At 66.2% G+C, this 25188-nt stretch carries 18 protein-coding genes, 1 tRNA gene, 1 other RNA gene and 1 pseudogene; 9 read left to right on the forward strand and 12 right to left on the reverse strand.

Annotated features, from left to right (window positions below; translation table 11 throughout):
* Positions 1-44: 44 nt before the first annotated feature.
* The 3 genes from ACZZ0O_RS18235 to ACZZ0O_RS18245 all read right to left on the reverse strand — a co-directional run bounded on the left by ACZZ0O_RS18235 (position 45) and on the right by ACZZ0O_RS18245 (position 3770).
* Positions 45-1715, reverse strand: coding sequence for an N-acetylmuramoyl-L-alanine amidase (locus ACZZ0O_RS18235; RefSeq protein ID WP_463591460.1), 1671 nt, complete (start codon positions 1713-1715; stop codon positions 45-47).
* A 70-nt stretch (positions 1716-1785) separates the two neighbouring features.
* A complete protein-coding gene (gene tsaE / locus ACZZ0O_RS18240) occupies positions 1786-2286 on the reverse strand; it encodes a tRNA (adenosine(37)-N6)-threonylcarbamoyltransferase complex ATPase subunit type 1 TsaE (RefSeq protein WP_463591461.1) in 501 nt (166 codons plus the stop codon).
* On the reverse strand, positions 2283-3770 hold the full coding sequence (locus ACZZ0O_RS18245; protein WP_463591462.1) for an NAD(P)H-hydrate dehydratase: 1488 nt from the start codon (positions 3768-3770) through the stop codon (positions 2283-2285). The genes tsaE and ACZZ0O_RS18245 overlap by 4 nt, the downstream gene beginning before the upstream one ends.
* Before the next feature lie 24 nt (positions 3771-3794).
* Here ACZZ0O_RS18245 and queG point away from each other — a divergent pair, with 24 nt between their 5' ends.
* On the forward strand, positions 3795-4862 hold the full coding sequence (gene queG, locus ACZZ0O_RS18250) for a tRNA epoxyqueuosine(34) reductase QueG (protein WP_463591463.1): 1068 nt from the start codon (positions 3795-3797) through the stop codon (positions 4860-4862).
* Positions 4863-4916: 54 nt separating this feature from the next.
* The gene (gene xseA, locus ACZZ0O_RS18255) at positions 4917-6254 is read left to right on the forward strand and encodes an exodeoxyribonuclease VII large subunit (RefSeq protein WP_463591464.1); all 1338 of its coding nucleotides are present in this window, start codon (positions 4917-4919) and stop codon (positions 6252-6254) included.
* A gap of 317 nt (positions 6255-6571) precedes the next feature.
* Here xseA and ACZZ0O_RS18260 read toward each other — a convergent pair whose 3' ends face one another.
* Both ACZZ0O_RS18260 and ACZZ0O_RS18265 read right to left on the reverse strand, forming a co-directional pair.
* Positions 6572-7822 (reverse strand): AcvB/VirJ family lysyl-phosphatidylglycerol hydrolase, encoded by a 1251-nt coding sequence (locus ACZZ0O_RS18260; RefSeq protein ID WP_463591465.1) that lies wholly within the window; start codon positions 7820-7822, stop codon positions 6572-6574.
* A gap of 439 nt (positions 7823-8261) precedes the next feature.
* The gene (locus tag ACZZ0O_RS18265; protein WP_463591466.1) at positions 8262-10109 is read right to left on the reverse strand and encodes a formylglycine-generating enzyme family protein; all 1848 of its coding nucleotides are present in this window, start codon (positions 10107-10109) and stop codon (positions 8262-8264) included.
* A 118-nt stretch (positions 10110-10227) separates the two neighbouring features.
* Between ACZZ0O_RS18265 and rnd the strand changes: the two genes are divergently transcribed.
* The 5 genes from rnd to ACZZ0O_RS18290 all read left to right on the forward strand — a co-directional run bounded on the left by rnd (position 10228) and on the right by ACZZ0O_RS18290 (position 14011).
* Positions 10228-11322 (forward strand): ribonuclease D, encoded by a 1095-nt coding sequence (gene rnd / locus ACZZ0O_RS18270; protein WP_463591467.1) that lies wholly within the window; start codon positions 10228-10230, stop codon positions 11320-11322.
* A 522-nt stretch (positions 11323-11844) separates the two neighbouring features.
* A complete protein-coding gene (locus ACZZ0O_RS18275) occupies positions 11845-12246 on the forward strand; it encodes an H-NS histone family protein (RefSeq protein WP_055851906.1) in 402 nt (133 codons plus the stop codon).
* Between the two features lie 85 nt (positions 12247-12331).
* A tRNA-Ala gene (locus tag ACZZ0O_RS18280) sits at positions 12332-12407 on the forward strand.
* A gap of 153 nt (positions 12408-12560) precedes the next feature.
* A complete protein-coding gene (locus ACZZ0O_RS18285; protein WP_162847468.1) occupies positions 12561-12737 on the forward strand; it encodes a hypothetical protein in 177 nt (58 codons plus the stop codon).
* 188 nt (positions 12738-12925) lie between these two features.
* The gene (locus tag ACZZ0O_RS18290) at positions 12926-14011 is read left to right on the forward strand and encodes a GGDEF domain-containing protein (RefSeq protein WP_463591468.1); all 1086 of its coding nucleotides are present in this window, start codon (positions 12926-12928) and stop codon (positions 14009-14011) included.
* A 338-nt stretch (positions 14012-14349) separates the two neighbouring features.
* On the opposite strand, the gene ACZZ0O_RS18295 is transcribed toward ACZZ0O_RS18290, so the two are convergent.
* Positions 14350-14859, reverse strand: a complete 510-nt coding sequence (locus ACZZ0O_RS18295; RefSeq protein WP_115527949.1) for a chemotaxis protein CheW — start codon at positions 14857-14859, stop codon at positions 14350-14352.
* An 11-nt stretch (positions 14860-14870) separates the two neighbouring features.
* Positions 14871-16529, reverse strand: a complete 1659-nt coding sequence (locus ACZZ0O_RS18300; protein ID WP_463591469.1) for a methyl-accepting chemotaxis protein — start codon at positions 16527-16529, stop codon at positions 14871-14873.
* A 299-nt stretch (positions 16530-16828) separates the two neighbouring features.
* Here ACZZ0O_RS18300 and ACZZ0O_RS18305 point away from each other — a divergent pair.
* Positions 16829-17447, forward strand: a pseudogene (locus tag ACZZ0O_RS18305) (DNA-3-methyladenine glycosylase).
* Here the strand turns inward: ACZZ0O_RS18305 and ACZZ0O_RS18310 are convergent.
* Positions 17387-21781: a DEAD/DEAH box helicase gene (locus ACZZ0O_RS18310; protein ID WP_463591470.1), complete on the reverse strand. Its 4395-nt coding sequence runs from the start codon at positions 21779-21781 to the stop codon at positions 17387-17389. The pseudogene ACZZ0O_RS18305 and the gene ACZZ0O_RS18310 overlap by 61 nt on opposite strands.
* 681 nt (positions 21782-22462) lie before the next feature.
* Here ACZZ0O_RS18310 and ACZZ0O_RS18315 point away from each other — a divergent pair.
* Positions 22463-22843 carry a DUF3301 domain-containing protein gene (locus ACZZ0O_RS18315; RefSeq protein WP_055852311.1) on the forward strand — a complete coding sequence of 127 codons (381 nt, stop codon included), beginning with the start codon at positions 22463-22465 and terminating at the stop codon, positions 22841-22843.
* Positions 22844-22914: 71 nt separating this feature from the next.
* Here the strand turns inward: ACZZ0O_RS18315 and ACZZ0O_RS18320 are convergent.
* The 4 genes from ACZZ0O_RS18320 to ACZZ0O_RS18335 form a co-directional block, all read right to left on the reverse strand.
* Positions 22915-22991: non-coding RNA, sX9 sRNA (locus tag ACZZ0O_RS18320), on the reverse strand.
* Positions 22992-23085: 94 nt separating this feature from the next.
* Positions 23086-23460 (reverse strand): hypothetical protein, encoded by a 375-nt coding sequence (locus ACZZ0O_RS18325; protein WP_463591471.1) that lies wholly within the window; start codon positions 23458-23460, stop codon positions 23086-23088.
* A gap of 32 nt (positions 23461-23492) precedes the next feature.
* The gene (locus ACZZ0O_RS18330) at positions 23493-23933 is read right to left on the reverse strand and encodes a ClpXP protease specificity-enhancing factor (protein WP_115513199.1); all 441 of its coding nucleotides are present in this window, start codon (positions 23931-23933) and stop codon (positions 23493-23495) included.
* Positions 23934-24011: 78 nt separating this feature from the next.
* Positions 24012-24647, reverse strand: coding sequence for a glutathione S-transferase N-terminal domain-containing protein (locus ACZZ0O_RS18335; protein ID WP_024939278.1), 636 nt, complete (start codon positions 24645-24647; stop codon positions 24012-24014).
* Positions 24648-25188 lie beyond the last annotated feature (541 nt).

Raw genomic sequence — 25188 nt, forward strand, 5'->3', positions numbered from 1 at the left:
GCGCCGTCACTCAAGGAATCAGTGCGGAATGATAGCCGAGCGGGTCAGCGACTGCCGCCGGCCACGGTGCCGACTGCATCGGCTTCGGCCTGCGCGCGCGCGGCAAACAAGGTACCCGGAGGCGGCTGACGGGTGAAGAAGGTATCGATGCCATCCAGCACGGCGGAGGCGATCTTGCGCTGGTAGGCCGGGTCGATCAGGCGGCGTTCTTCGTCCGGATTGGAGATGAAGGCGGTTTCCACCAGCATCGCCGGCATGTCGGACGTCCGCAGCACCGCGAAGTTGGCGCGCTCCAGCTGCGGCTTGTGATTGTTGCCGATGCGCTTGAGGCCACCCAGCACATGGCCGGCGGCATCTTCGGAGGCCTTCATGTGCCCGCTTTGTGCCAGGTCGAGCAGCACATTGGCCAGCGTGCTTTCGGTCTGTTGCAGACGCACGCCACCGACCAGGTCGGCGGCGTTTTCCTTATCGGCCAGCCAACGTGCGCGTTGCGACGAGGCGCCCTTGGTCGACAGCACATACACCGATGAGCCGGTCGCACTGCGATTTTCTGCAGCGTCGGCATGGATGGAAATGAAAATGTCGGCCTTGGCGGCACGCGCTTTTTGCGCACGCATCGGCAAGGGAATGAACACGTCCGTATCGCGGGTCAAGTACGCCTTCATGCCGGGGGTGGCGTTGATCTGGCGTGCCAGTTCGCGACCGACCGCCAGGGTCACGTCTTTTTCGCGCTTGCCGGTCGGACCCATCGCACCCGGATCCTGGCCGCCGTGGCCTGGGTCGATGGCGACGATCAGCGGCCGCATGCCCGGCGCCATCTTGACCCGCGAGGCTTCGCTGGGCAGCACCGGGCGCGGTGGCAGATCGTCGTCGGCGCTGGCGCCGGACGCAGTGCCAGACGCGACCGCACCGGTGCCGGCAGCAGCCATCGGTGTGCTGCCGCCGTTCAAGATTGCGGCAGCGGACGCACCGCCGGTCGCAGCCGCACCAGCCGCACCAGTTGTGGGGCCCGCGGCACCGCGATTAGGGATGCTGCCAGCGGGAGTCGTCTGTGCAGCCACTGCAGCCGTTGCCGGACGCGGCGTCGGCACGCCGGTGGCGACGGTGGTCGGCACCGCTGCAGGGGTGACCGTCGGCATCGCCGAGGCAGGTACGACGACCGGCGCTGGCGGTGCTGGCGGCAGCGACGACGCACGCTGCGCGGACGCAGCAAGGGCTGCGGTTGCACGCGCGGCTTCTGCTTGTGCGTTGACGGGACGCGGCGGCGGCAGTGCGGCAGGGGTGCTGGCCGCAATCGGTGTCGCAACCGCAGGCGCCGGATCGCCCGGCCATTCGATCACAAGTGTGGAGGCACTACCCAGCGTCTGCATCTGCGGCTTGAGCGCGGTGACCGGGCTTGCCAGCTCGAACACCACTCGGAAGGTGCCCGGCACCGGTTGCCCGGTGCGTACCGAGGTGACCAGGCCGCTGGCTGGCGGCAACTTCAAACCACGTGCGGCTGCCGAATCCGGGAAATCCACCACCAAACGATTGGGATTGGCCAGCGACAGCGTCTTGAAACCGCCGCTACCGGCCAGCTGAATCTCTGCACGCGTGCCAGTGGCGCCGGTGCTGACACCGACGGTCTTGATTTCGCCGGCCCACGCAGCAAAAACCGCCAGGCTGAGGCTGGCGGTCAGGGCGGAAGCGCAGAACTGTCGGATCCCCGGTGTCATGGCGCTGGATTCAATCATCCAACCGGGTGAATTGCAAGGTGATTTCCCTTAATAATCCGTAACCTGGCGTTCATTCTTCTTGTCCGCTGGCAAAAAGAGGCTGCAACTCAGCCTGTTGAGCCACCGCATGCAGCCAGTCGCGCCCGGCTGGGCTGCGGCCCAGCAACCGTACGCTGCGCCCGTCGCCCTCCACGGCCAATTCCACGTCCAGATCCACCGGCGGCAAGATGCCTGCGCCGCGCTCCGGCCATTCGACCAGCCACAGACTGGCACTGCCTTCGTCCAGGCCGAGGAAATCCAGCTCGCCGGCATTGCCGATGCGGTACAGGTCCAGATGCCAGGCTTCGTCGCCGCTGCTCAGCGGATAACGCTCGACCAGGGTGTAGGTGGGGCTGCGGATGGGGCCGGTGACGCCAAGCGCCCGCAGCAGCGCACGCGCCAGCGTGGATTTGCCAGCCCCCAGGTCGCCATGCAGTTGCACCATCGCCGTGACAGGCCGCACCGCGGCCAGGGCGCGGCCGAGTGCTTCCGTGGCTTCGGCGTCTATCAGATGTGCGTCGAGCTGATTCATGCGCCGGCTCCGGCATTGGCGAGACGACGCAGCTGCGGCAGCAGGTCGGTGGGCAACAGGCCGCGCTCGCCATCGCGTGCGGCCGCATCGCCGGCGCAGCCATGCAGCAAGGCGCCAAGGCTGGCGGCATCGAAGGCCGACCAGCCCTGCCCCAGCAAGGCGGCGATCACCCCGGTCAGCAAGTCGCCCATGCCGCCGACGGCCATGCCGGGATTACCGGCATCGACGATCCGCGGCACCGCATGCGGCGCAGCCACCACCGTACCGGCCCCCTTGAGCACGACTACTGCATCAAACCGCTGGGCCAACGCGGCAGCCGCGGCCAGGCGATCGCGCTGCACCTGCGCAGTGGGGATTCCCAGCAGCCGCCCTGCTTCGCCAGGATGCGGGGTCAATACGCGCGGGCCTCGCGGTGGCGCGGCGGTCGCCGCCAGCAGATTCAGGGCATCGGCATCGATGACGACCGCGCTGTCCGAACCCAGCACGCCTTGCCACAGCGCGCGTGCCCAGTCGTCCTGGCCCAGTCCCGGCCCAAGTGCAACGACGTCGGCGGCATCGGCCAGTGCGGCGATATCGTCGCCCGCCTGCACGGCGCGCACCATCGCTTCGGGGCAGCGCGCCAGCAGCGCGGTGACATGCTCGGCGCGGGTGGCGACCTGCACCAACCCGGCACCGCTGCGCAATGCGGCTTCGGCGGTCAGCAGGATTGCGCCGCCGCTGCCGAGATTGCCGCCCACGCACAGCACACGCCCCGATTCGCCCTTGTGCGTATTGCGCCGACGCGGCCGCAAGTGCGCGGACAGGGCGTCAATGTCCCAGCTGTGGGCGGCCGGATGCAGCCCATCGAATGCGGAGGCCGGCACGTCCAGCGCGGCGATGCCACGTTCGCCCGTGTATTCCAGTGCGTCGCCGGTATACAAGCCGAGATGCGGGACGATGAACTGCAAGGTGATCTCCGCGCGCACCGCGGTCTCGAAAGCGACACCGTGGTCGGCATCGATCCCGCTGGGCACATCCAGCGCCAGCACCGGGGTGCCGGCCGCGTTGATGGCCTCGATCAAGGCGGCGGTCTGCGCATCCGGCGCGCGGTTCAGGCCGATACCGAACAGCGCATCGACAATGACATCGGCCTGCGCCAGCGGAGTTGGAAACAGCTCGATCGCACCGCCAACCGCCAGATATTCGGTGCAGGCGCGCTGGGCCAGCGCCGAGGCCGGGCCGTGCTCGGGCAGATGCACCACGCACACCTGGCGTCCGGCGCGCTGCGCCAGTCGCGCCAGCACGTAGCCATCGCCGCCGTTGTTGCCGGTGCCGCACACCACCACGATGCGGCGCGCCTGCGGCCAGCGTTCCAGCAACCATTGCCAGGCGGCCTGCCCGGCACGTTGCATCAAGGTGTAGCCATCGCCACCCAGCAGCGTGGTGGCCTGCGCATCGAGCGTGCGCGCGGCAGCGGTGTCGTAAAGAGCGAGCGGTGCGTACATGCCGGGAATTCTATACTTGTCGCCATGTCTGCCGCCCTCGCCCACCCCGACCCCACCCATGCTGCCGCGCGCATCCGTGCGCTTGCGCGCGAAGCGGGCTTTCAACGCTGCGGCATCACCGGTATCGAGCTGGGCGAAGACGAGGCGCATCTGCGCAGCTGGCTGGAAGAAGGCCTGTACGGAACAATGCACTGGATGGCCCAGCACGGCGACAAGCGCTCGCGTCCGCAGGAGCTGGTGCCGGGCACCTTGCGGGTGTTGTCGGTGGGCATGGATTACGGCCGCAAGGACGACACCGAGGCCTGGACGACCCTGCACGATGGCACCCGTGCATACGTGGCGCGTTATGCGTTGGGCCGCGATTACCACAAGCTGATGCGCAACCGGCTGCAGAAACTGGCCGAGCGCATCCAGGGCGAGATCGGCGCTTTCGGCTACCGCGTATTCGTCGATTCCGCACCGGTGCTGGAGCGCGCGCTAGCCCGCAACGCCGGGCTGGGCTGGATCGGCAAACACACCTGCCTGATTGATCGCAACGGCGGCTCGTGGTTCTTTCTGGGCGAGATCTACCTGGATCTGCCGCTGCCGGTCGACACGCCCGCCACTGCGCATTGCGGCACCTGCACGCGCTGCATCGACATCTGCCCGACCCAGGCCATCATTGCGCCGTATCGGCTGGATGCACGCCGCTGCATCGCCTATCTCACCATCGAGCACGATGGTGCAATTCCGGAAGAAATGCGCAAGCCGATCGGCAACCGCATCTTCGGCTGCGACGACTGCCAGCTGGTCTGCCCCTGGAACAAGTTCGCCCAACGCACCGATGAGGCCGACTTCCGCGCCCGCAACGAATTGGATGTTGCGACCCTGCCGCAGCTGTTCGCCTGGGACGAAGCCGAGTTCCTGCAACGTACCGAAGGCAGCCCGATCCGCCGCAGCGGCCATCAGCGTTGGTTGCGCAATATCGCCGTCGGCCTGGGCAATGCGCCCGGCACGCCGGAGGTGTTGGCGGCGTTGGAAGCCCGTCGCCACGACGCGTCGGAGCTGGTCCGCGAACACGTGGGCTGGGCACTGGCGCAACACGGCATCTGAGTTTCCAGCCGCTGCGCTCACGCATGCGCATCGCCACTGCGGGATAATGCGGCGATGGCAGACCGCAACCAACAGATCCTCACTCCCAGCCAGCTCAACACGTTGGCGCGCGACCTGCTGGAAGGCAGCTTCCCGTTGGTCTGGGTGGAAGCCGAACTAAGCAGTGTCACCCGCCCGTCTTCCGGCCATCTGTATTTCACGCTCAAGGATGCGCGCGCGCAGATCCGCTGCGCGATGTTCAAGCCCAAGAGCACCTGGCTGAAGTTTCAGCCGCGCGAAGGCCTGCGCGTGCTCGCACGCGGGCGTTTGACCCTGTACGAAGCGCGCGGCGACTACCAGCTGGTGCTCGACCACATGGAAGAAGCCGGCGAAGGCGCGCTGCGGCGGGCCTTCGACGAGCTGCGTGCGCGGCTTGCGGCAGAAGGCCTGTTCGATGCCGAACGCAAGCAGCCATTGCCTACGCACGTGCGGCGACTGGCGGTGATCACCTCGCCCAGCGGTGCGGCGGTGCGCGACGTGCTTAGCGTGCTGGCACGGCGTTTCCCGCTGCTGGAAGTGGACCTGTTGCCGTCGCTGGTGCAAGGCGACAGTGCTGCGGCGCAAGTCACCTCGCTGCTGCAGCGCGCCGATGCCTCCGGACGCTATGACGTCATCCTGATCACCCGTGGCGGCGGCTCGCTGGAAGATCTATGGGCGTTCAACGACGAGCGCCTGGCACGCGCGATTGCCGCCGCGCAGACACCGGTGGTGTCGGCGGTGGGCCACGAGACCGACTTCAGCCTCAGCGATTTTGTCGCCGACGTGCGTGCCCCCACGCCGTCGGTGGCGGCCGAATTACTGGTGCCCGATCAACGCGAACTGGTCGCACGGGTGCGGCGCGCACGCGCGCGCATCGCCCAGCTGCAACAGCACGCATTGGGCAATGCGATGCAACGCGCCGACCGACTCGCATTGCGCTTGCGGGCGCACAGCCCGCAGGCGCGATTGCAGCTGCTACAGCGCCGCCAGGAAGAAGCCGGCCGGCAGTTGCGCGGGCGCATGACCCAGCTGCTGGAGCGTCTGCAGGCACGCGTGCAACGCGGGCAGACGCGCTTACAGGCACAGAACCCGCAACGCAATCTAGCCACCTTGCAGCAACGGTTGCGCGCATTACACCCGCAGGCGGCGATGCAACGGCGGCTACAGCACGATCAATTACGTTTGCGCGGCCTGGTGCGCTCGCTGGAAGCGGTCAGCCCGCTCGCCACCGTGGCACGCGGTTATGCCATCGTCACCCGCCCTGCCGATGGCAGCGTGGTGCGCAGCGCCGCCGACGTGGCGTCAGGCGAGCGCCTGCGTGCGCAACTGGCCGATGGCAGCATCGCGGTGCGGGTCGAGCCGAGCGACGACTGACGGCGACAACGTGCGTGCGGGTGCTTGCGCCGGATGACCGACAGCGCACTGGCAGACCGCAGGCGGTATCGTCGCGACGATGGTGTGCAGCGACTGCGCGTAGTAGCGCGGATGCGGGTACTTGTGCCGCATGACCGAAAGCGCGTTGGCGACCGCATACTGCGTGGTCGCGACAATGATGAGCAGCGGAGGCTCGCAGCAATGCCCTCGTGTGCGCCGCCACTGCGTTGCGTACTTTGCCCGCGCAGCCGCAACCGCCTGCCGATATCTCAAACCGCCACGAGGCTTTGCACGCATGGCAAGGGCATGAACACGCGCTAGCTGTGGGCGGGCATCTGCGTTGCCGCATGCTGCCAGCCCTGCATCAGCACGCCAGCCAGCGCCACCGGGTCGTGATCGAAGTGATGCCCGCCAGGCCGCATCACAACCTCCACGCCGCGCGTGCGCAGCTCCGGGCACAGCGTGTCTTTTTCTTCGCTGCCGTAAATGCATTGCAGACGATGCGCATCCAGCGACTGGATCGCAGGTTCGACATCGCGCTCGGCATCGTTATGCCAGCCCAGCCAGCCGCCGACGCGCACCTTGAAGTCGGCCTGATGACCAAGCCCGAGCAGGCTGACGAACTGCACCGAGGCGCGCTGCTGCGGCGACAGGTCCGGGTAGGCGAACGGCAGCACGTCGGCGCCGAACGAGTAACCGACCAGCGCCACGTGATGGATATGCCAACGTTGCCGATAGGCGGCGATCACCCGGTCAAGATCGGCGCCCACCTGCTGCGGCGTGCGGCTTGCCCAGAAGTAGCGCAGGCTGTTCCAGCCCACCACCGACACGCCCTGCTGCTGCAACTGTGCGGCAATGCCCTTGTCCAGCTCGCGCCAGCCGCCATCGCCGGACAGCATCACCACCAGCTTGTCGCTGCCGGGTGCGTGCATTTCGACCAACGGCAGATCGCCCAGACCCTGCGCCTGCGCTGCCTGGAAGTGGCCGCGTGTCGCTGCGGCAATCTGCATGGGGCTGGCATCGTCAACCAGATCATCGAGGAAGCCCTGATTGGCATCGGGCACATCGCGCGAACAGGCCAGGCCCGCCTGCTTGGTGCCGGCATCGGCGACCACCGCGCCGCCGAGCACGTCGGGTGCGGCAGACGCCAAGGCCTGACGCGCCAGCACCGCGCCATCGCCCTGCCCCACCAGCACCGGCGGCAGGAACGCGTCCACGTGTTCGGCGCGCAGCAACTTCTTGCCGAGTCGCTCGGCATCATCGGCCAGCGAACTGCACGCGGCATGGTGCGAGCGCACGCGTTCGCGGTAGCTGGCAGTATCGATCACTGCAACCAGCGCACCGTCGTTGCTCAGCATGTCGGCCAGTTGTTGCGCCTGCTGCGGATGGCCGCTATCGGGCAATAGCACCACCATCGCCTTGGGCGTGCCTTCCGGGCGGACCACTTCCACCGAGCGGTAATGTCCGGCGGTGTTGCCGTCCTGCATATGCCGCGCAACGGCATAGCCACTACCGCCGATCAGCAGGATTGCAACGACCCAACGAAACACTTTGATCCCCATGCCCATCGCAGCAGTCCTTCAGAAGCTCTGGCGCTTCGACCTCGGTCTGCGCCAACGGTTCCGGCCTGGTGCGGGCGGGTGTTCGCTGCGGTTAAGCCATGGGACCCAGGAACGCTGCAGATGGCGGCTGGTTAGCTCCTGGTCCTGAAGGCGGCAAAGGACGCAGTCATTACCGGCCATGTTCCCTTGCAGCGGCAGCATTGTCGGATCGACCTAACTTCATCCCGACGTCCTCCGTGCCAGCGTGCGTGTGCGATTGCCGCTGTGTCTGTTCTGGACGGTGTTGCTCGGCCGGCGAAGCGGGTCGTCCACGCGGCAAGGTGCTACCGCGGCACCGCTGGCTAGCAGCAAAGGCAGCTCCACTGGGCGAGAAGCGACTCTGCAGCGCGCCAAACCTGGGTAACCCGACCGCACCCTCGGCGCCTACTTGGCCGCAGCCGCGCGACTAGATCCCGCGTGCCAGCCGGAAACCGATGCGCGCACTGGTGCTATCGGAGTCCTGTGACTGCCGCCAGGCCGCACGCGTCTGCTGCGGCGAATTGGCCCAGCTGCCGCCGCGGATCATGCGCTGCCGGCAGCCCGGGTTGAACCACGCCGCGCCATCGGCCGGTGCACGCCGATAACTGGCGTGCCAGCAATCGGCCACCCATTCACTCAGGTTGCCGCCCATGTCGTGCAGGCCCCAGGCATTGGCGCGGAAGCTGCCCGCCGGTGCCGGCCCCCAGAATCCATCGCCGTAACCGACGAAGCCGTTATTCCAGTGCCGGCCGCTGCGCGAGACGTCGTTGCCGCCGGTGAAATTACCTGCATCGCGCGGTGGCGAGCCGGCCTTGCCCCACGGATAGCGTCCGGTGGTGCCGGCGCGCACCGCGTACTCGAACTCGGCCTCGCTGGGCACGTGGTAATGGCGGCCAGTCTGTTCCGACAGCCACGACGCATAGGCTTCGGCATCGCGGACGCTGACGTGCATCACCGGACTGTTGGGCGCGGCCTGCGCGCCGTTGTAGTCGGACTGCCAGTCCACCCCGCTGCGGCGGATGAAGTTGCCGCTGCGCTCGTCGTACACCACCGAGTGTCCGCGCCGGGTGGCACGTGGACGCGCGCCGGTGGCTTCGACGAACTGGCGGAATTCGCCGACCGTCACTTCGGTGATCGAGAGTGCGAAGCCGCGCGCGAAGCGCACGTAATGCGCCGGGCGCTCGTTGTCGGATGCCCCCGGTTCGGCGTCGCCTGCGCCCATCTGGAAGGCGCCATGCGGCACCACGATCATCTGCGGCCCACGGCCACCGATCTTGAGCCCATCGGTGAACACCTGCCCGGGGCGGAAGCTGCCGTAGTGGGTGGCCAATTCCAGGCGACGCCGCAGGTCGCCGGCCATCGGGTCGCCCGGGTCGGCGATACGCAGCACTTCCGCCAGTTTCTCGCCGGCCGCCTTGAGCCCGCGCGGCGAGGTCAGATCGTGCAGACCGGCGTCGTGTAAAGCTGCGATCTGCGCGCGCCGGGTGCGCTCGATGCGCGCGCGCGCATCGGCAATGGTCGGCGCGCGCTCGCGCACCTGCCCGGCCATCTGCAACCAGTAACGCGCGCCGATGAAATCGGCAGCGTCGGCGGCCTGTTCGGCGCGCTCCAGCAAGCCGCTTTCCACTGCCGCCAGGCCCTGGCGCGTGCGTGGGTTGTCGGGGTCCAGCTGCGCGGCATCGCGAAAATTCGCCAGCGCGCCATTGCCGTCTTCGCCCAGGCGGCCACCGCGCAGATCTTCTTCGCCGGCGCGGTTGAAACCGAGCACGCGTTGCGCGGTTTCAACATCGCTTTGCAAGGCGCGTACCTTCGGGTCCTTGGGTGCAAGCGCCAAGGCCACGATGGCGAGCTCGCGCGCCTGGTCTAGCGCATCGTCCTGCCGATCGGTCTGTGCAACCAGCGCCTGCCCGCGTTCGATCAAGCGTGCGCGTGCCTGTTCCAGGCCACGCCGGCTGGCCGCATCCTTGCCACCGGCACGTTGTTCGATCGCCAGATACAGCGGGATCGCATCGTCCGCATCGCGATACAGGCGGTCGTCCTGCAGGGCTTGGTCGGCGCGCTTGCGTGCCTGCGCCAAGGGCTCGTCGCCCAGCTCCACCGCCGGTGGCTGCCACTGCGCGACCGTCTCGGCGGATTCTTCGCCACCGATGGACACATTCGGTTTGTTCGGCTGCGCAGACGCTGCCGGCTGTCGCGCAGCCGCAGGCGCCGGTGTCGGTGCGGGGGCACGCGAACAGGCGCACATGCTGAGCGCGACCAGTGCCCACGCTGCCATCCGGTTACCGCACTTACCCACCACCTGCTCCTTCCAGTGCTCTGCCGCACGACAGGCGATCGCGACGTTAGGCTATTCTGCGCGTTCTGCGCAAACCCTTGCTGTCGACGGAAATCACGTGCCCCATTGGATCACCCACCCCTCCGAGCTGACCGAACGCCTGCAGGCGGCGCGTCCTTCGCGCATCGGCCTGGATACCGAATTCATTCGCGAACGCACCTACTGGCCGCAACTGGCATTGGTGCAGATGGCCATCGGCGAGGAGATCCTGTTGATCGACCCGCTGATTCCGGGCATGAACGAGGCGCTCAAGGCGTGGTTGACCGCCACCGACATCGTCAAGGTGATGCATAGCGCCAGCGAAGACCTGGTCACCTTCAAGTGCGCATGCGGCGTGTTGCCGCGTCCGCTGTTCGACACCCAGATCGCTGCCGCACTGGCCGGTGTGGGCGGCGGCATGGGCTACCAGAAACTGGTGCAGGAAGTCACCGGCACCTTGCTGACCAAGGGCGAGACGCGCTCGGACTGGATGCGTCGCCCGCTGTCGGCATCGCAACTGGAATACGCCGCCGACGACGTGCGTTACCTGTTCGCGATTCACGACGAGCTGACGCGTCGCCTCACCGAACAGGATCGCATGGGCTGGCTGGCCGAAGACGCCGAGCGCCTGCTTGCCACGGTCGAGCACGATGACGGCGAGCGCTGGCCGCATGTGAGCCTGCGCACCGCACAATTTCTGGAGCCGGCCGCGCAACGTCGGTTGCTGCGGCTGCTGCGCTGGCGCGATCTGCAGGCGCGTCAGAGCGACCGGCCGCGCAGCTGGATTCTGGACAACGAACTGGCCAGCCAGCTGGCGCGCTTTCCGCCCGCGGATCTGGACGCCTTGCTGCGCCAGTTCGACAAATTCCCCAAGGCCCCGCGCAAGCTCGCCAACGCAGTGTGGGACGCGCTCAACACGCCACTACCCGACGAAGACACCGCACCGCTGGCGCAGGCCGCCACCGATGGCAACAAGGCCGTGCTCAAGCGTTTGCAGGATGCGGTGGCGCAGCGCAGCCGCGAACTCGGCTTAGCGGACGGTCTGCTCGCCTCGCGTCGGCATCTGGAAACCCTGATCGAGCAGCACAGCTGGCCCGCCGCACTGGGCCAGTGGCGACGCGAGATTCTGGAAGCGCAGCTGATGCCATTGCTGGCCGACAACGCGGCACAGTGAACCCGGCGTGACGCAGACGACAGCCCGCAGCGATGCGGGCTTTCTTTTTTGCCAGATGCGCTCTGCTCGAAGCGATGCGCCCGGTCAATCCGGCGCTGCCCAACGCGCCAGAGTGTGCTGGAAACAGTCCATCCCTGCCCACGTATCTGTGCGCTGGTAGCAGCCCCAGACATCACACTTGCGCGCAGTGCGAGGGCGCTCACTCCTAGCGTCGTGGCCCGGTACTGCGGCTCATCGTCTTCATCGGCAGAATGATGCGGTCATGGTCGCGTAAGCCGGTGCTGCGCTGGTCATCGCTCATCGCCTGCTCCTACTCTCGTCATGGTCGGATTTGCTTGCCTGCGTGTAAGCTGGACAGTGCCCGCAACGACAATGCGAAAGCGGCCAGGCAGACCTTGTGAAAAGGCTGTTCACGTCGTGTACAAGCCCCCGCACACGCAGCGGTCGCCCCCGGGCCGCATGCCATAATGGCGCTCGCCCCTAGGGCGGCGTCTCCACTCTTTATTCCGAGGCCATACCTCTGTGAGCAATACCTCTTCGAAACTGGATTCCATCGCGCAAGCCAAAGCCAAGCTGCTGGACGAGCTGCAGAAGCTGGAAGAACAGGAGAAAACCGAGCGCGCGAGCGAGGCATCCTCTGCGCATGCCACCATCGTCTCGCTGCTCGAGCAGTTTGCCGGTCATTTCAATACCAAGCAGCGCAACGATATCGCGGCCTATCTGGGCACCACTTCTGCGCGCAAGGAAGTGGTCAAGAGCGGCCGTAGCGAAGTGAAGCCGAAGTACGAGCTGCCGCACACCGGCGAAACCTGGTCTGGCCGCGGCCGTACCCCGAAGGCCTTCGCTGCCTGGGAAGGCTCGGTGTCGTACAAGGAATGGAAGGCCAAGAACCCGGACCTCAAGTTCCCGTTGATTCGCGAGTAATCCGTGCGGGATTGACCGATTTGCCGCGGTCTGCTGCCGGTTGCCTTGGCGAACGGTGCGGCATGTGGTTAGAATCGAGTCACGTGGGGCGGTAGCTCAGCTGGGAGAGCGTCGCGTTCGCATCGCGAAGGTCGAGGGTTCGATCCCCTTCCGCTCCACCACCGCATCAAACGAAGAGCCCTGAACGTTCGCGTCCAGGGCTCTTTTGTTTCAGGTGTCCCACCGGCGCCAAGCACGCGGAGGGACAGGCCATGCCGCCGATATCACATCGCGCGCGCTAACGTCCGCCTCTCCATCACAGCGGACCCTTCGCCATGAGCAACCAACAGCGCCAACCCGACAGTGCCGACGACGACGCCAGCGGCGTCTCCGACAGCCAGGACTCGCGCAAGCAGGACGAAACCGCCAAGCAGCGCCCGGGCCAGGAAGATCTGAAAGTGCATGACGAGCACAGCCGCCGCCCCAAGGGGACTGCCGGCCAGGGCGAATAGCCGCACCGTTCGACAGACCGAGTACTGCAGCATCGGCGTGGGTTCGACACCGCGTCTGCGGCTCGCCGATGTGGCAAGATCCTGACATGTCAGCCGCTGGGGCGGCCGACATGTCGGCGCACCTAACGGCAGCGACCATCGCTGCAGACACTTGATCGCCTTGATGGCGCTTGTTGCAAAGGCCTTGCATGCAGCTTCCCGACGCGCCCGCGTTGCACCTGATCCACGCCACCTTGTTGCCGGGCGACATTGGCGCCTTGTTGGGTGCGCGCCCGCCGGCCAATGAAGACGACCGCTTGGCTGCACTGCAGGCCTACCAGCTTCTGGATACCGCCCCCGAGCCGCAGTACGACGCGCTCGCCGCCGATGCCGCCGCCCTGTGCCGCACGCCCATGGCGCTGGTCTCGCTGGTCGACACGCAGCGGCAGTGGTTCAAGGCCAAGATCGGCATGCAGCCGAGCGAGACGCCACGCACGCTGTCGTTCTGCGCGCACGCCATCCTTGCGCCCGACCAGCTGATGGAAGTGGCCGACACGCATCTGGATGCGCGCTTCGTCAACAACGCGCTGGTCACCGGCGAGCCGCAGATCCGCTTTTACGCCGGCGCGCCCCTGCTGACCTCCGATGGCATCGCGTTAGGCACCTTGTGCGTGCTCGATCGCACGCCGCGGCGGCTGTCGGGCGCCGAACGCGATGCGTTGCGGGTGCTGGCGAGACAGGTCGTGGACACCATCGAGTTACGGCGTGCGGCCGAGCTGGTCGAGCTCGATGGATTACGCGACGCGCTCACCGGGCTCTGGAACCGCACCGGGCTGGAGCATGGCCTGCAGCGTCTCCAAGACACGTGTGCCGCAGCGCCGGAACAGTCGCTGGGCTTTTTGCTGATCGATCTGGATGGCTTCAAGCGGCACAAACTGCAATCGGGCGTTGCCGCAGCGGAAGCGACGCTGGTGCAGGCGGCAAGACTGGTCGAGGCGCAGCTGCCGCAGACCGCGATCGTGGCGCGGCTGGACTGCGATCGGCTGTGCGTGGCGCTTCCGGTAGCGGGGGCGTCTGCTGCAGTGCACGCTGCAGAAGACATCGGTCAAGCGGTCACAACCGCGCACTGGCCCATCGGGACGTTGACCGCCAGCATCGGGCTGGTCGATGTGCCTGCCAGCGAGACGCTCGACAGCAACACCTTGCTGGCGCGCGCGCGACATGCGTTGCAGGGCGCGATCTGCGATGGACGCAACCGCGTGCAGCGGTTCAGCGGCTGGCATCTGCAAGGCTGACACTCGCTCGAGCTGAATTGCTTGCGCTGTCTTTACTGTGTGCCCTGAGTGACAGACGCTGCAGTGCCATGCACGTAGCACTGCGGGTACACGGCGCTACGCAACACGTGTTCAACATTGGTTGATGCGCGCCTGCGACGTTCTGACGCCGAACGTCTTTGCGCTACGTGATTTGCCTTGGGCAACGAGCGGCAGACAACCTACTGCCGCGCCCGCTGCCCAACCAACGCGCCCGGCTTACGAATCAGCGCGACTCACGACGCGCAGTCTTTCCACGCGCGGGCAATCGTCTGCACTCTCAATCGACCGGCATCGGCTCGCCCGAATTCCAAGCGGCCTCAGGCAGCCAGCGCGTCGGCATTGCCGGCAATCTCGTCCACCTGCAGCACCTGTTCCATCTCCAGCAGCACCACGAAGCGCTCGCCCACCTTGCCCATGCCACGCAGCAGGTCGCGACGGATATGCGTACCGAACGCCGGCGCCGCTTCGATATCGTCATCGGCCAGTTCGATCACCGCATTGACGGCGTCGACCAGCACGCCGATCACCTGCGTGCCCTGCGCCTGCTCGGTGGACAGAATCACGATGCAGCTGCGCTTGTTGATGGCGCTGTCGGCACGCCCGAGCCGTGCCTGCAGATCCACCACCGGCACCACCGCGCCGCGCAGATTGATCACACCGCGCACGCACGCCGGCATCGACGGCACTGGCGTCGGAGCGCGGTACTGGATGATTTCGCGAATCCCAAGAATGCTGGTGGCGAAGGTTTCGCCGTCCAGCTGAAAGGTGAGGTATTGGGCGGCTGCATCGGCATCGCCCGGCATGACATCGGAAGTCTGTGCGGTCATCGATCGATCTCTCAGAAGCGAGCGAACTGGCCTTCGTCCGGGCCCTCGGACATGGCATATGCCGGCGCTGCATTGCCACGCCAAGCGCGCGCACCTGCAACACGTGCCGGGCGTGCAGCGACCTGCTTGCCACGCTTGGGCGGCGTGCTCGCAGCGCCCTGCCCGCCCAGCCGGAAGAACGCCATGCTCTGTTGTAGCTGCTCGGCCTGCGCGCTCATTTCTTCGGCGGTGGCGGCCAGTTCTTCGGAGGCGCTGGCGTTCTGCTGGGTGGTCTGGCTCAGCTGCACCACCGCCGAGTTGATCTGGCTCACACCCGAGGATTGTTCTTCGGAAGCGGCGGAGATTTCCTGCACCAGATCCGAGGTGCGCTTGATGCTCGGCACGATGGTGTCGAGCAGGCGCCCGGCGCGGTCGGCCAGTTCGACGCTGGAACTGGCCACCTCGCCGATTTCCTGCGCGGCCACCTGGCTGCGTTCGGCCAGTTTGCGTACTTCGGCCGCCACCACCGCAAATCCCTTGCCATGCTCGCCGGCACGCGCCGCTTCGATGGCGGCATTGAGCGCGAGCAGATTGGTCTGATAGGCGATGTCGTCGATGATGCCGATCTTCTGCGCAATCTGCTTCATCGCCTGGGTGGTGGCCACCACCGCTTCGCCGCCTTCGATGGTTTCCTTCGCGGCCTGGGTGGCCATGCCGTCGGTGATGCGGGCGTTCTCGGTGTTCTGACTGATCGATGCCGTCATCTGCTCCAGCGAGGCGCTGGTTTCTTCCACGCCGGCCGCCTGTTCGCTGGCGGCCTGCGACAACGACTGCGCAGTGGCGCTGACTTCTTCGGACGCGCTGGCCAGGGTCTCGGCACTGGTATTCACCTCGCCCACCACCTGCGACAACTTCTGCACCATGGTGCGCATGGCTTCTAGCAACTGCGCGGTTTCGTCGCGACCGTGTACATCGATGCGCATGGTCAGATCGCCTTCCGACAGGCCATTGGCGACTGCAACCGCGCGACGGATCGGGCCGGTGACGCTGCGGCTGATCACCACCCCAAGCGCGGCGCCGAGCAACACACCGCCGCAAATGATGGCGATCAGCAATTTGGAACTGCGCGCATGGATGGCGCCGGTTTCTGCGTTGGCCGAGGCGGCGCTGCGCTCGCGCAGTCCGCTCAGATCGGTCATCAAGGTATCCACTTCATCCGAGCTGGCGCGCACCGCACGCGACAATGCAGCAAGTTCGGGATTGGCCTCGCGCATTGCTTCGCGATTGGCGGCTTCGATAAAGCGGCCGCGCTCATCCAGATAGGTCTGCCACGCACGATCGAACTGCGCCAGTTTGGTCTTGCCCTCTTCGGTCTGAAAGCTGCCGCGCGCACGGGTCATGTGATCGACCACCTTGGCGGTGTACTTGTCGATGTTCTGCACATGCGACTGGCGTTCTTCCGCGCTGCTGGCCAGCAACAGGTTGGCGCGTGCGCGGCCTGCGTAGATCAGATTGATGTTGGCTTCCTTGACGTTGGACAGGCCGAGCAACTCGCGCTCGTACAGCGAGGTCGACAGGTCGCTGATGCGTCCGGAGTTGGAATAGCCGACCCACCCGATGCACGCGCCGATCGCCGAGACGATCAGAAACGCCACGATCAGTCTGGTTCCGATTTTGAAGTTGCCTAACATTGGGGAGTTCTCTTTGAGTGCTGCGTGGGCTGCATGCGTTGCATGGGCAATCGACGGTGCTGCGCGTGCCGATCGCACGATGCGGACTCGTCTAACCAATCGTTGATAGCTATCGGCGCTGGCAAAACACGCTTGATATGCTTCGATCGGTACAGCGCCTATTCATGAAATTGGATATGCAGTTTTGTGACAGGTCTAGCGCTCCTGACCTGGCGTGTTCGGAAAAACCCTACCCCTGCTCTGCGGGCTGTCCGGGACAGTCCGCAGAGACATCACGACCGGGCGACTAGGCTGATGCCATGTCGCCCACGCCACTGCCCCGCGCGTTCTACGCACACGATTCGCGCAAGGTTGCGCCGCGCCTGCTCAACAAGGTGCTGGTCAGTGCCGATGGCCGGCGCGGCCGCATCACCGAGGTCGAGGCCTATTGCGGCAGCGACGATCCAGCCGCGCATTCGTTCCGTGGCATCACCCCGCGCACGCAGGTGATGTTCGGCGCACCCGGGCATCTGTATGTGTCTCATCTATGGCATGCACTGGGCGATCAATGCAGTCTGCGGCGGTGCCCCGGGGCACGCCGTGCTGATCCGCGCGCTGCAGCCGCTCGCCGGCGTGCAGGCCATGCAGGCGGCACGCGGCGCCGCGCCGGCCAAGGCACTGACCACTGGCCCCGGCCGTCTGGCACAGGTGTTCGGCGTCACTGCGGCCGACAACGGACTGGACCTGACCGATGCTGGCGCACGTCTGTGGATCGAAGACGATGGCACCGCGCCGCCGGCGGCTGCGCTCGCGACGCCGCGCATCGGCATCCGCAAGGCCGTCGATCAGCCATGGCGCTGGGTGGTGCCCGAAAGCGCCTATTTGTCGCGTCCGCTCCCACGCGTGACCGGCACGCGTGCGGCGCTGCCGGGCGACTGAGCCAACCATTGCTCCATCGGCGTCGGCTCGGCCGCACCTGGCCCACGTTGCAGGAGGCGCAAAGCCTGCTCGGTGTGTTCGGCGGTGAGGTCCTGCAGCGGTTGGAAGCGATCGGCCGCCCACACCGCCATCGGCAGGCCGTCGAGCGATGCGACGCGATTGCCCGGCACGCGTGCCACGCGCTCGCCAGGCAGGATACTGCCCAACAGATTGCTGGGGTCGCTTGCGCTCACGCACACCCAGCGCTGCTGCGGAGCCTGGGCGCGGACGCGGCGCAGGGCCGCGATCGCATCCGGCAAGGCGAACTGCTCGCCAGACAGACCGGCGATGAAACGGCCACCGCGGATTTCGCCGCGCGCTTCCAGGCGTTGATACATGCGCAGTAGTTCGCGCCAGGGCGGCAACCACGCCGCCTCGCGCTCAAGCAAGCGCCAGCACACCACGCCGTAACGGCGCAGCAGCGTGCGCGCGACGTGCTCAAGCATTTCTTGATGCCGCTCGCCGGCTTCGGCCAGCGGTAGCTCGGCAAGCGCGCGCACCGGCGCCCATCGCCCGGCATCGCGTATGCCCAGAGCAGTGGCACGACGCCGCTGCCGCGAGAGCGCCGACGGCCGCTTGGAGGCCGGCACCAGCAGCGCGCGCAGCCCGGCATAACTGTCGCAATGGGCACGGCCACGCATCACCAGTTCACTCAGGGCGTCTTCCAGCTCGGTGCTCATCAGGTGCGCGGCATCGGAAATCTCGTCGAAGAACAACGCACCCTGCTGCTGCAGGACCTCCACCACACGCTGCGCGCGCGACCCCAGCGGCGCATCGTCGACCGCACGTGCCAGGCCACTCCAGCGCTGCGCGTCGCGGCGCGGCAGCAGCACGATTGGAGTCGCCCGCAACGCGGCGCCGCTGCGTCCACCGCCCGGCCGCAAGCGCGCCCACACGGTGCGTCCGGCGGTGCATAAATCATCCAGCCACGCGGGTTGATAGTCGCGCACACGCGCCGGCAGCACTTCGCTTTCCCACAGCACGGCCGGCGCTTCGAAGCCTTCCAGTTGCCCGACAACCCCCGCCAATGCGTCCGGTCCGGCAACCCGGCTCTCGCTGTCCACATGCTGCCACTCGAACAGAAAGCGCGCGTAATCGCGCTGCGACACTGGCTCGATCTCGCGCCGCAAGCGCCCCAGCGTGTAGCGATGGATGCGCGCCAGCAGATGGCGTTCGCACCATTCTTCCGACGGCGCGTGCGCACTGAACTGGCCGGCCATGACATAGCCCTCGCGCTGCAATGCCAGCAATGCCAGCGCGATCTCGTCTTCGGGCAAGCGCAATGCACTGGCCAAGGCCGGCACCTGTGCCGGGCCCACTGCCGACAAGCGCCCCCGCAACAATTCGCGCACCGCCCAGTCGCGCTCCCAGTCGGTCACACCGCAGTCGGCCGGCGCTTTCAATGGCGGCTGCGCCGAGGCGTGCGGATACAACGGCATGAACCAATCGATCCGCTCGGCGCTGATCCACAACGCAGGCGCGCCGTCCATCACCAGGCAACTGGCGCGACCATCGGGAGCGAGTGCCGTCAACCACGGCTGCCACTGCGCACCGGCTGTTTCATCGACCGGCAGCACGCCCAGCCCGACCAGGGCCTCGTGCATCTCTTCGGCATCGCGGGGCTGCGGCCAGGCTTCCTCACGCACCGACGCGATGGCCTGTGGGTCCAAGCGTCCCAGGTCGTCGCTGTTCTGCGGGGTGTAACGGCGGCTTTGCACCGCCTGGGTGCGGCGTTCTTCCAGCGGCGCATCGTCCAGAAATGCGTACGGACGTGCATTCAAGGCTTCGGCCGCCAGCGGTGAAGGCGCCGCCAGATCACGCGCCACCAGCGTGATGGCACCCGATTCCAGCCCGCGCAGCACCTGCAACCAGCCTTCGCTGTCCATCGCCTGATGCAGGCAATCGTCCAGCGTTTGCGTCACCAGCGGATGATCCGGCACCTCGCGCTCGCCAACCAGATTCTCCGCACAGGCCACCTGATCCGGGAACACGGCCGCCAATAGATCTTCGGATTTCATCCGCTGCAACTGCGGCGCCACCTTGTTGCCACCGGTGAAACGCGGCAGCGCCATTGCGTTGGTCGCATTCCAGCGCCAACGCACGCCGAACAGCGGCGTATCCAGCAGCGCCTGGATCAGCACATGCTCGGCCGACGACGAATGCAGATAACGGCCAACCTCTTCCAGCGCAAAACTGTGACTGGTAGACAGCGACAACACGATCGCATCTTCTGTCGCTGCGGCCTGCAATTCAAAATTGAAGGTGCGGCAGAAGCGCTTGCGCAATGCCAGCCCCCATGCGCGATTGATGCGGCTGCCGTAAGGCGAGTGGATCACCAATTGCGTGCCGCCGCTGGCATCGAAAAACCGTTCCATCACCACACACTGCTGCGTGGGCATGGCGCCCAGCGTTGCGCAGGCATGCGCCAGATAGTCCACCAGTTGCTGGGCCGCTTCTGCAGAGCAGCCCAGCGTGCTGCATAGCCAATCACGTGCTGCCTGATGCGGTGCGTTGTCGAGTCGGGCCGCAATCTCGCCGCGCAGGCGCGACACCGCTGCTGACAGCTCGTCGCTGCGGCCAGGCGCTTCGCCCAGCCAGAACGGGATATTCGGCGGCGCGCCCTTGGCATCTTCCACCCGCACGCGCCCGGCATCCACGCGCAGGATGCGGTAGCTGGCATTGCCGAGCTGGAACACGTCGCCAGTGAGGCTTTCGATCGCAAAATCTTCGTTCACCGTGCCGATCTTTTCGGCCTGCGGCTCCAGCACCACGCTGTAATCGCCGGTTTCGGGAATGGTGCCGCCGGAAGTCAGCGCGGTCATGCGCGCACCGCGGCGCGCATGCAGCCGCCGATGCACCGCATCGCGATGCAGATACCCGGCACGCGGGCCAAGCCGGGTACTGAAGCCCTCGCACAGCATGCGCACCACGCTATCGAAGGTGGCACGGCTCAACTGGGCGAACGGCCACGCGCGCCGCATCAGCGCAAACAGCGCATCTTCGTCCCAGTCCTCGCAGGCTGCTTCGGCCACGATCTGCTGCGCAAGCACATCCACCGGCGCCAATGGGATACGCAGCACATCCAATTCGCCGCGCCGGATGCTGTCCAGCAACGCCGCGCATTCGACCAACTCGTCGCGGGTCTGTGGAAACAGCCTCGCCTTCGGCGTGCCGCCGACCTTGTGACCGGAGCGGCCGGCACGCTGCAGGAAGGTGGCGATCGAGCGCGGCGAGCCGAGCTGGCACACCAGATCCACATCACCGATATCCAGGCCCAGCTCCAGCGAGGCGGTGGCCACCAGCACGGTGAGTTCGCCCGCCTTGAGCCGCTGTTCGGCCAGCAGACGCGTCTCGCGCGACAGACTGCCGTGATGCGCGGCAACGCGTTGCTTGCCCAACAGATCGCCCAGATGCCGCGCCGCACGCTCGGCCATGCGCCGCGTGTTGACGAACACCAGCGTGGTGCGATGTTGCTGCGCAAGCATGGCCACGTCGGCATAGACCTGCAGCCATTGGTCGTTGGACATCACCACGCTCAACGGTGTGGGCGGCAGCGCCAACGCCAGATCGCGCTCCCGCGTGTAGCCGATATCGACGATCTCGCAGGGCTGTGGCACGCCGTCTTCGCCTACGCCGACCAGAAACTGCGCCACGGTGTCGATGGGTTTCTGCGTTGCCGACAACCCGACCCGCGTGATCGGCCGCTCGGCCAGTCGCTGCAGCCGCTCCAACGTCAGACTCAGATGGCTGCCACGTTTGTCCGCCGCCACCGCATGGATTTCATCGACGATCACCGTGCGCACATGCCGTAAGGCACTGCGCCCGGATGCCGAGCCCAGCAGCACGTACAGTGACTCTGGCGTGGTCACCAGGATGTGCGGCGGCACGCGTCGCGCCTGAGCCCGCTCGCGTTGTGGCGTGTCGCCAGTGCGGACCGCCGTGCGCACTGCCACGTCCGGCAGGCCTTCGGCGGCCAGGGCCGCGCGGATGCCTTGCAACGGCGCGTCCAGATTGAGATGGATGTCGTTGGAGAGCGCCTTCAGGGGCGACACATACACCACCCGCGTTTGGTCAGGCAGCGCACCGCCGTTGTCCAGGCCGTCGCGAATCAGCGCATCGATCGCCGCAAAGAACGCGGTGAGCGTCTTGCCCGACCCGGTCGGCGCCGCCACCAGCGTATGCCGCCCTGCCTGGATCGCCGGCCACGCAGCGATCTGCGCCGGCGTGGGCGCCGCAAAGGTCTTCGCGAACCACGCGGCGACCACAGGATGGAAGTGCTGCAGAACAGGATGCATGGGCGATGCCCGACACCACGACGCCAACGGGCGCCCGGCAATCGGATTCAACTCGACGAGAGTGCAATGGATGGGGGTCGGCAGCAGCCCACACAAGCCGGATGCGGCGTTGGCAGTGAACGATTTAGAGCAACTAGACAAGACTACGCCGCGACCATCAAACGGGTGCAGCCGCCAGGCGGGCACACTCGGCGCCCGAAATCCTGTGTACCACGCTTGCAGGCTGGTGCCCGTGTACCGTCCGCGTCCGCTTCGCAGTTGATCGCTACGTTGTGCTGGCCGCTCTTGGTACGAGCAAGCAAGGCTAAAGCGCGAGCATCCGACGGGCGCGGCCGGTGCCCGGACTCTTGTGTATCGCGCTTGCACTCTGGTGCCCGTATACCGTCCGCGTCCGCTTCGCGGTGGCTCGCTACGTTGTGCTGGCCGCTCTTGGTACGAGCAAGCAAGGCTAAAGCGCGAGCATCCGACGGGCGCGGCCGGTGCTCGGACTCTTGTGTATCGCGCTTGCACTCTGGTGCCCGTGTACCGTCCGTGTCCGCTTCGCAGTTGATCGCTATGTTCTGATAGCAGCTCCTGCTGCGGCATGGCTGGGGCCGGACTGCGGGGTGCGGGATTGGGAGCACCGCCGGTTGCTTGGCGATGATGGCGTCGCTGACGCAACGCTGCGGGCCGAGCGGACGATTGTCGATCGGCCGTAAGCCGTGGCACATTGGCGGCATGCCCAGCCTCATCCTCTTCATGATTGCCGGCGCCGCGCTGTTCGCGTTCTGGAACTCGTCGCGGGCCGCGGCCGAACGCGCCGATATCCTCGGCCGCAATGCCTGCCGTGCGGCGGATGTGCAGTGGCTGGACCAGAGCGTGCACTCCACCAATCTGCGCATCTGCAGGATGCCCAATGGATGGCTGGGCTTCGAGCGCACATTCCGCTTCGAGTATTCCTACGATGGCGCAGATCGCCACAGCGGCAAGCTGGTGCTGCGTGGCGATCAATTGATTGCCTTCACCGGGCCGCAGGTTGCAACGGTGCGTGCGCTGCACCCGGAGCAAGAACGGCTGGAATGAGCAGGCTGCGTTGGCACCTGCCCTGGCGCCTTCGTCTTGCAGCTATCTGATGGCTGATGCCAGCGTATAGCGGCTAACGCAACGTCGCGAGCAGTCGTCAGGTGGGTGCGGGCGGCGCGCTCAGAACCGGAGTGGACGGTTGGTCCCTGCCGTACCGAGCGCCGGCCGCGCCCGCTTGGCGATGAGCGCAGCACGTTGTTAGGCGCTATTCGTCGCGACTGTCGTCGTGCGTTGTCCTTGGCTCAGTCGATCAAGCGACGAATGGCAGACCTCCAGCCAGATCCGGCCATCGGAGCTGCCGCGCCATCCGGCACCGGCTCGTAACCGTCGCCCCTGCCGCTCAACCAGCGCAGCTGCTGCTTACCCTCGCGACGCAACTGTGCCTGTGCGAACAGGCAGAGCGGATGCTGTATGTCCGCCCGCTTCAACAGCCGCGACTTGCCATCCACCTCGATGCTGAGAAAGTGCGCTTCATCGGGCGTATCGACATAGCTGCGTGCCACAAGACAGCGCGCGCCTTGTGTGAAGCGATAGAGGTCGTACTCGTAGTGGTAATCGACCGCGCCGGACGCATCCAGCTCACTGCAATCGACATGACGCGCGCGTTCCACCAGCATGGGAACGCTGCGGTCAGCCATCTTGCGCGCGCTTACTTGACCACGCGCAGATGCGGGCGCTTGCCACCGCTTGGCGGCTCATCCGGCGCAGGCGCGCTCGGCGGCGGTGCACCGGGATCCGGCGGCTCGCTGCTGGTGCCGGGAATGTCGTCCGGCAACGCCATGCCCTGCCCGGTTTCGCGCGCGTAAACCGCCAGTACGGCGGCCATCGGCACCATCACCGGGTAGCTGACACCGCCGAAGCGCGCAGTAAAACTCACGCTCTCGTTGTCGACCTGCAGCCCGACCACGGCGCGCTCGGCGATGTTCAACACAACGCGGCCATCTTTGACAGCACTGGCCGGCACTTGCACGCCGGGCAGTCCTGCATCCACCAAAACGTGCGGCGTCATGCCGTTGTCGTTGATCCATTCGACCAAGGCCCGCAACAGGTACGGGCGATGGCTGGTCATGCGGGGGAAATCTTCGCTCATGACGTCATTTTACCCGGACATGGCCCGCAACGGCGGCGACGCGCTCGCAAGTCGGTCTGTTGGCATACAGCCGTCACATCAGCCCGGCAGATCACGCAGCTTTTTTTCCTGATCGGTGAGGCTGCGAATGAAACCGGGATTGCGGAAGATCCGGTTGCCGTAGTCCTCGATCGCCTTGCCATCCTTGGGCAGACCGATCTCCAATGCATCCAGTCGCCAGATGATCGGCGCCATCGCGCAATCGGCCAGACTCATTTCCGGATTGAGGAAGAACTTGCTGGCCTTGAACAGCGGCACCGATGCGGTGAGCAGTTCTTTCAGCCGCTTGCGGCCGGCTTCGGCCTGGGTCTTGTTGCCGAGCTGGATCGCCTGCACCTGCGGCACCCAGTCGTGTTCGATACGCAACATCGCAAGACGCAGGCGCGCGCGCGATAGCGGGTCGACCGGCATCAGCGGCGGATGCGGATAGCGCTCGTCCAGATATTCGCTGACCACCGATGCGGCATACAGCACCAGGTCGCGTTCGACCAGCGTCGGCACCGAATGATAGGGATTGAGATCGATCAGATCTTCGGGGGGATTTTGCGGGTCGACCGGCACCAGGTCGTAGGTCACCCCTTTCGCTGCCAGGACCAGACGGACCCGGTGGCACAACACGTCGTCGTTGGACGAAAACAAAGTCAAGGTATTCCGCATACGCACACTCGTCGCCATTCAAGGCTCTCCGACGACCGGAATCCGCCGGCCGCATCGGCGCGGTCGGCCCAACGCCGACCGTCACCACGGTCCTTCGAGTGTGCAATCACGTCACGCAAAAGCCAAGAGTGATAGGCCTTATTAATGCACGGGTAGCCGATGACGTTGTCGAGTTGTCAGGCATGGCCGACGATCTGCGCCGTTTTGGCGGAGATATCGCTTTGCGGCGATGCGGTTCAGGCGCCGACAACAGCCGATGCGTGGCATTGCAGTCGATGCCCCACCTGGATGCCACTTCGTGAAGCCAGCGCCCCGCAGGACATCGCGCCGCAGCGGCCAACGTTGCATTGGCAGAACCGCTGAGTTGGATGGCTTGGTGTGACCACTGGCTGACGCCGCTGCAGCATTGCGCAGGCTGCGCAGATCGCGTGGTGTATGCGGCTGCTATTGCCGGGGTGTGCTTTCGCTGTCGTGAGCGGAGCGACGCATTGCGGAATGCCTGCAGTGCGTGTTGTATCCGCGCAGATCTGCGCGAGTGATCGAGATCAACATCATCGTG

The organism is Xanthomonas sp. AC360, from assembly GCF_979258225.1.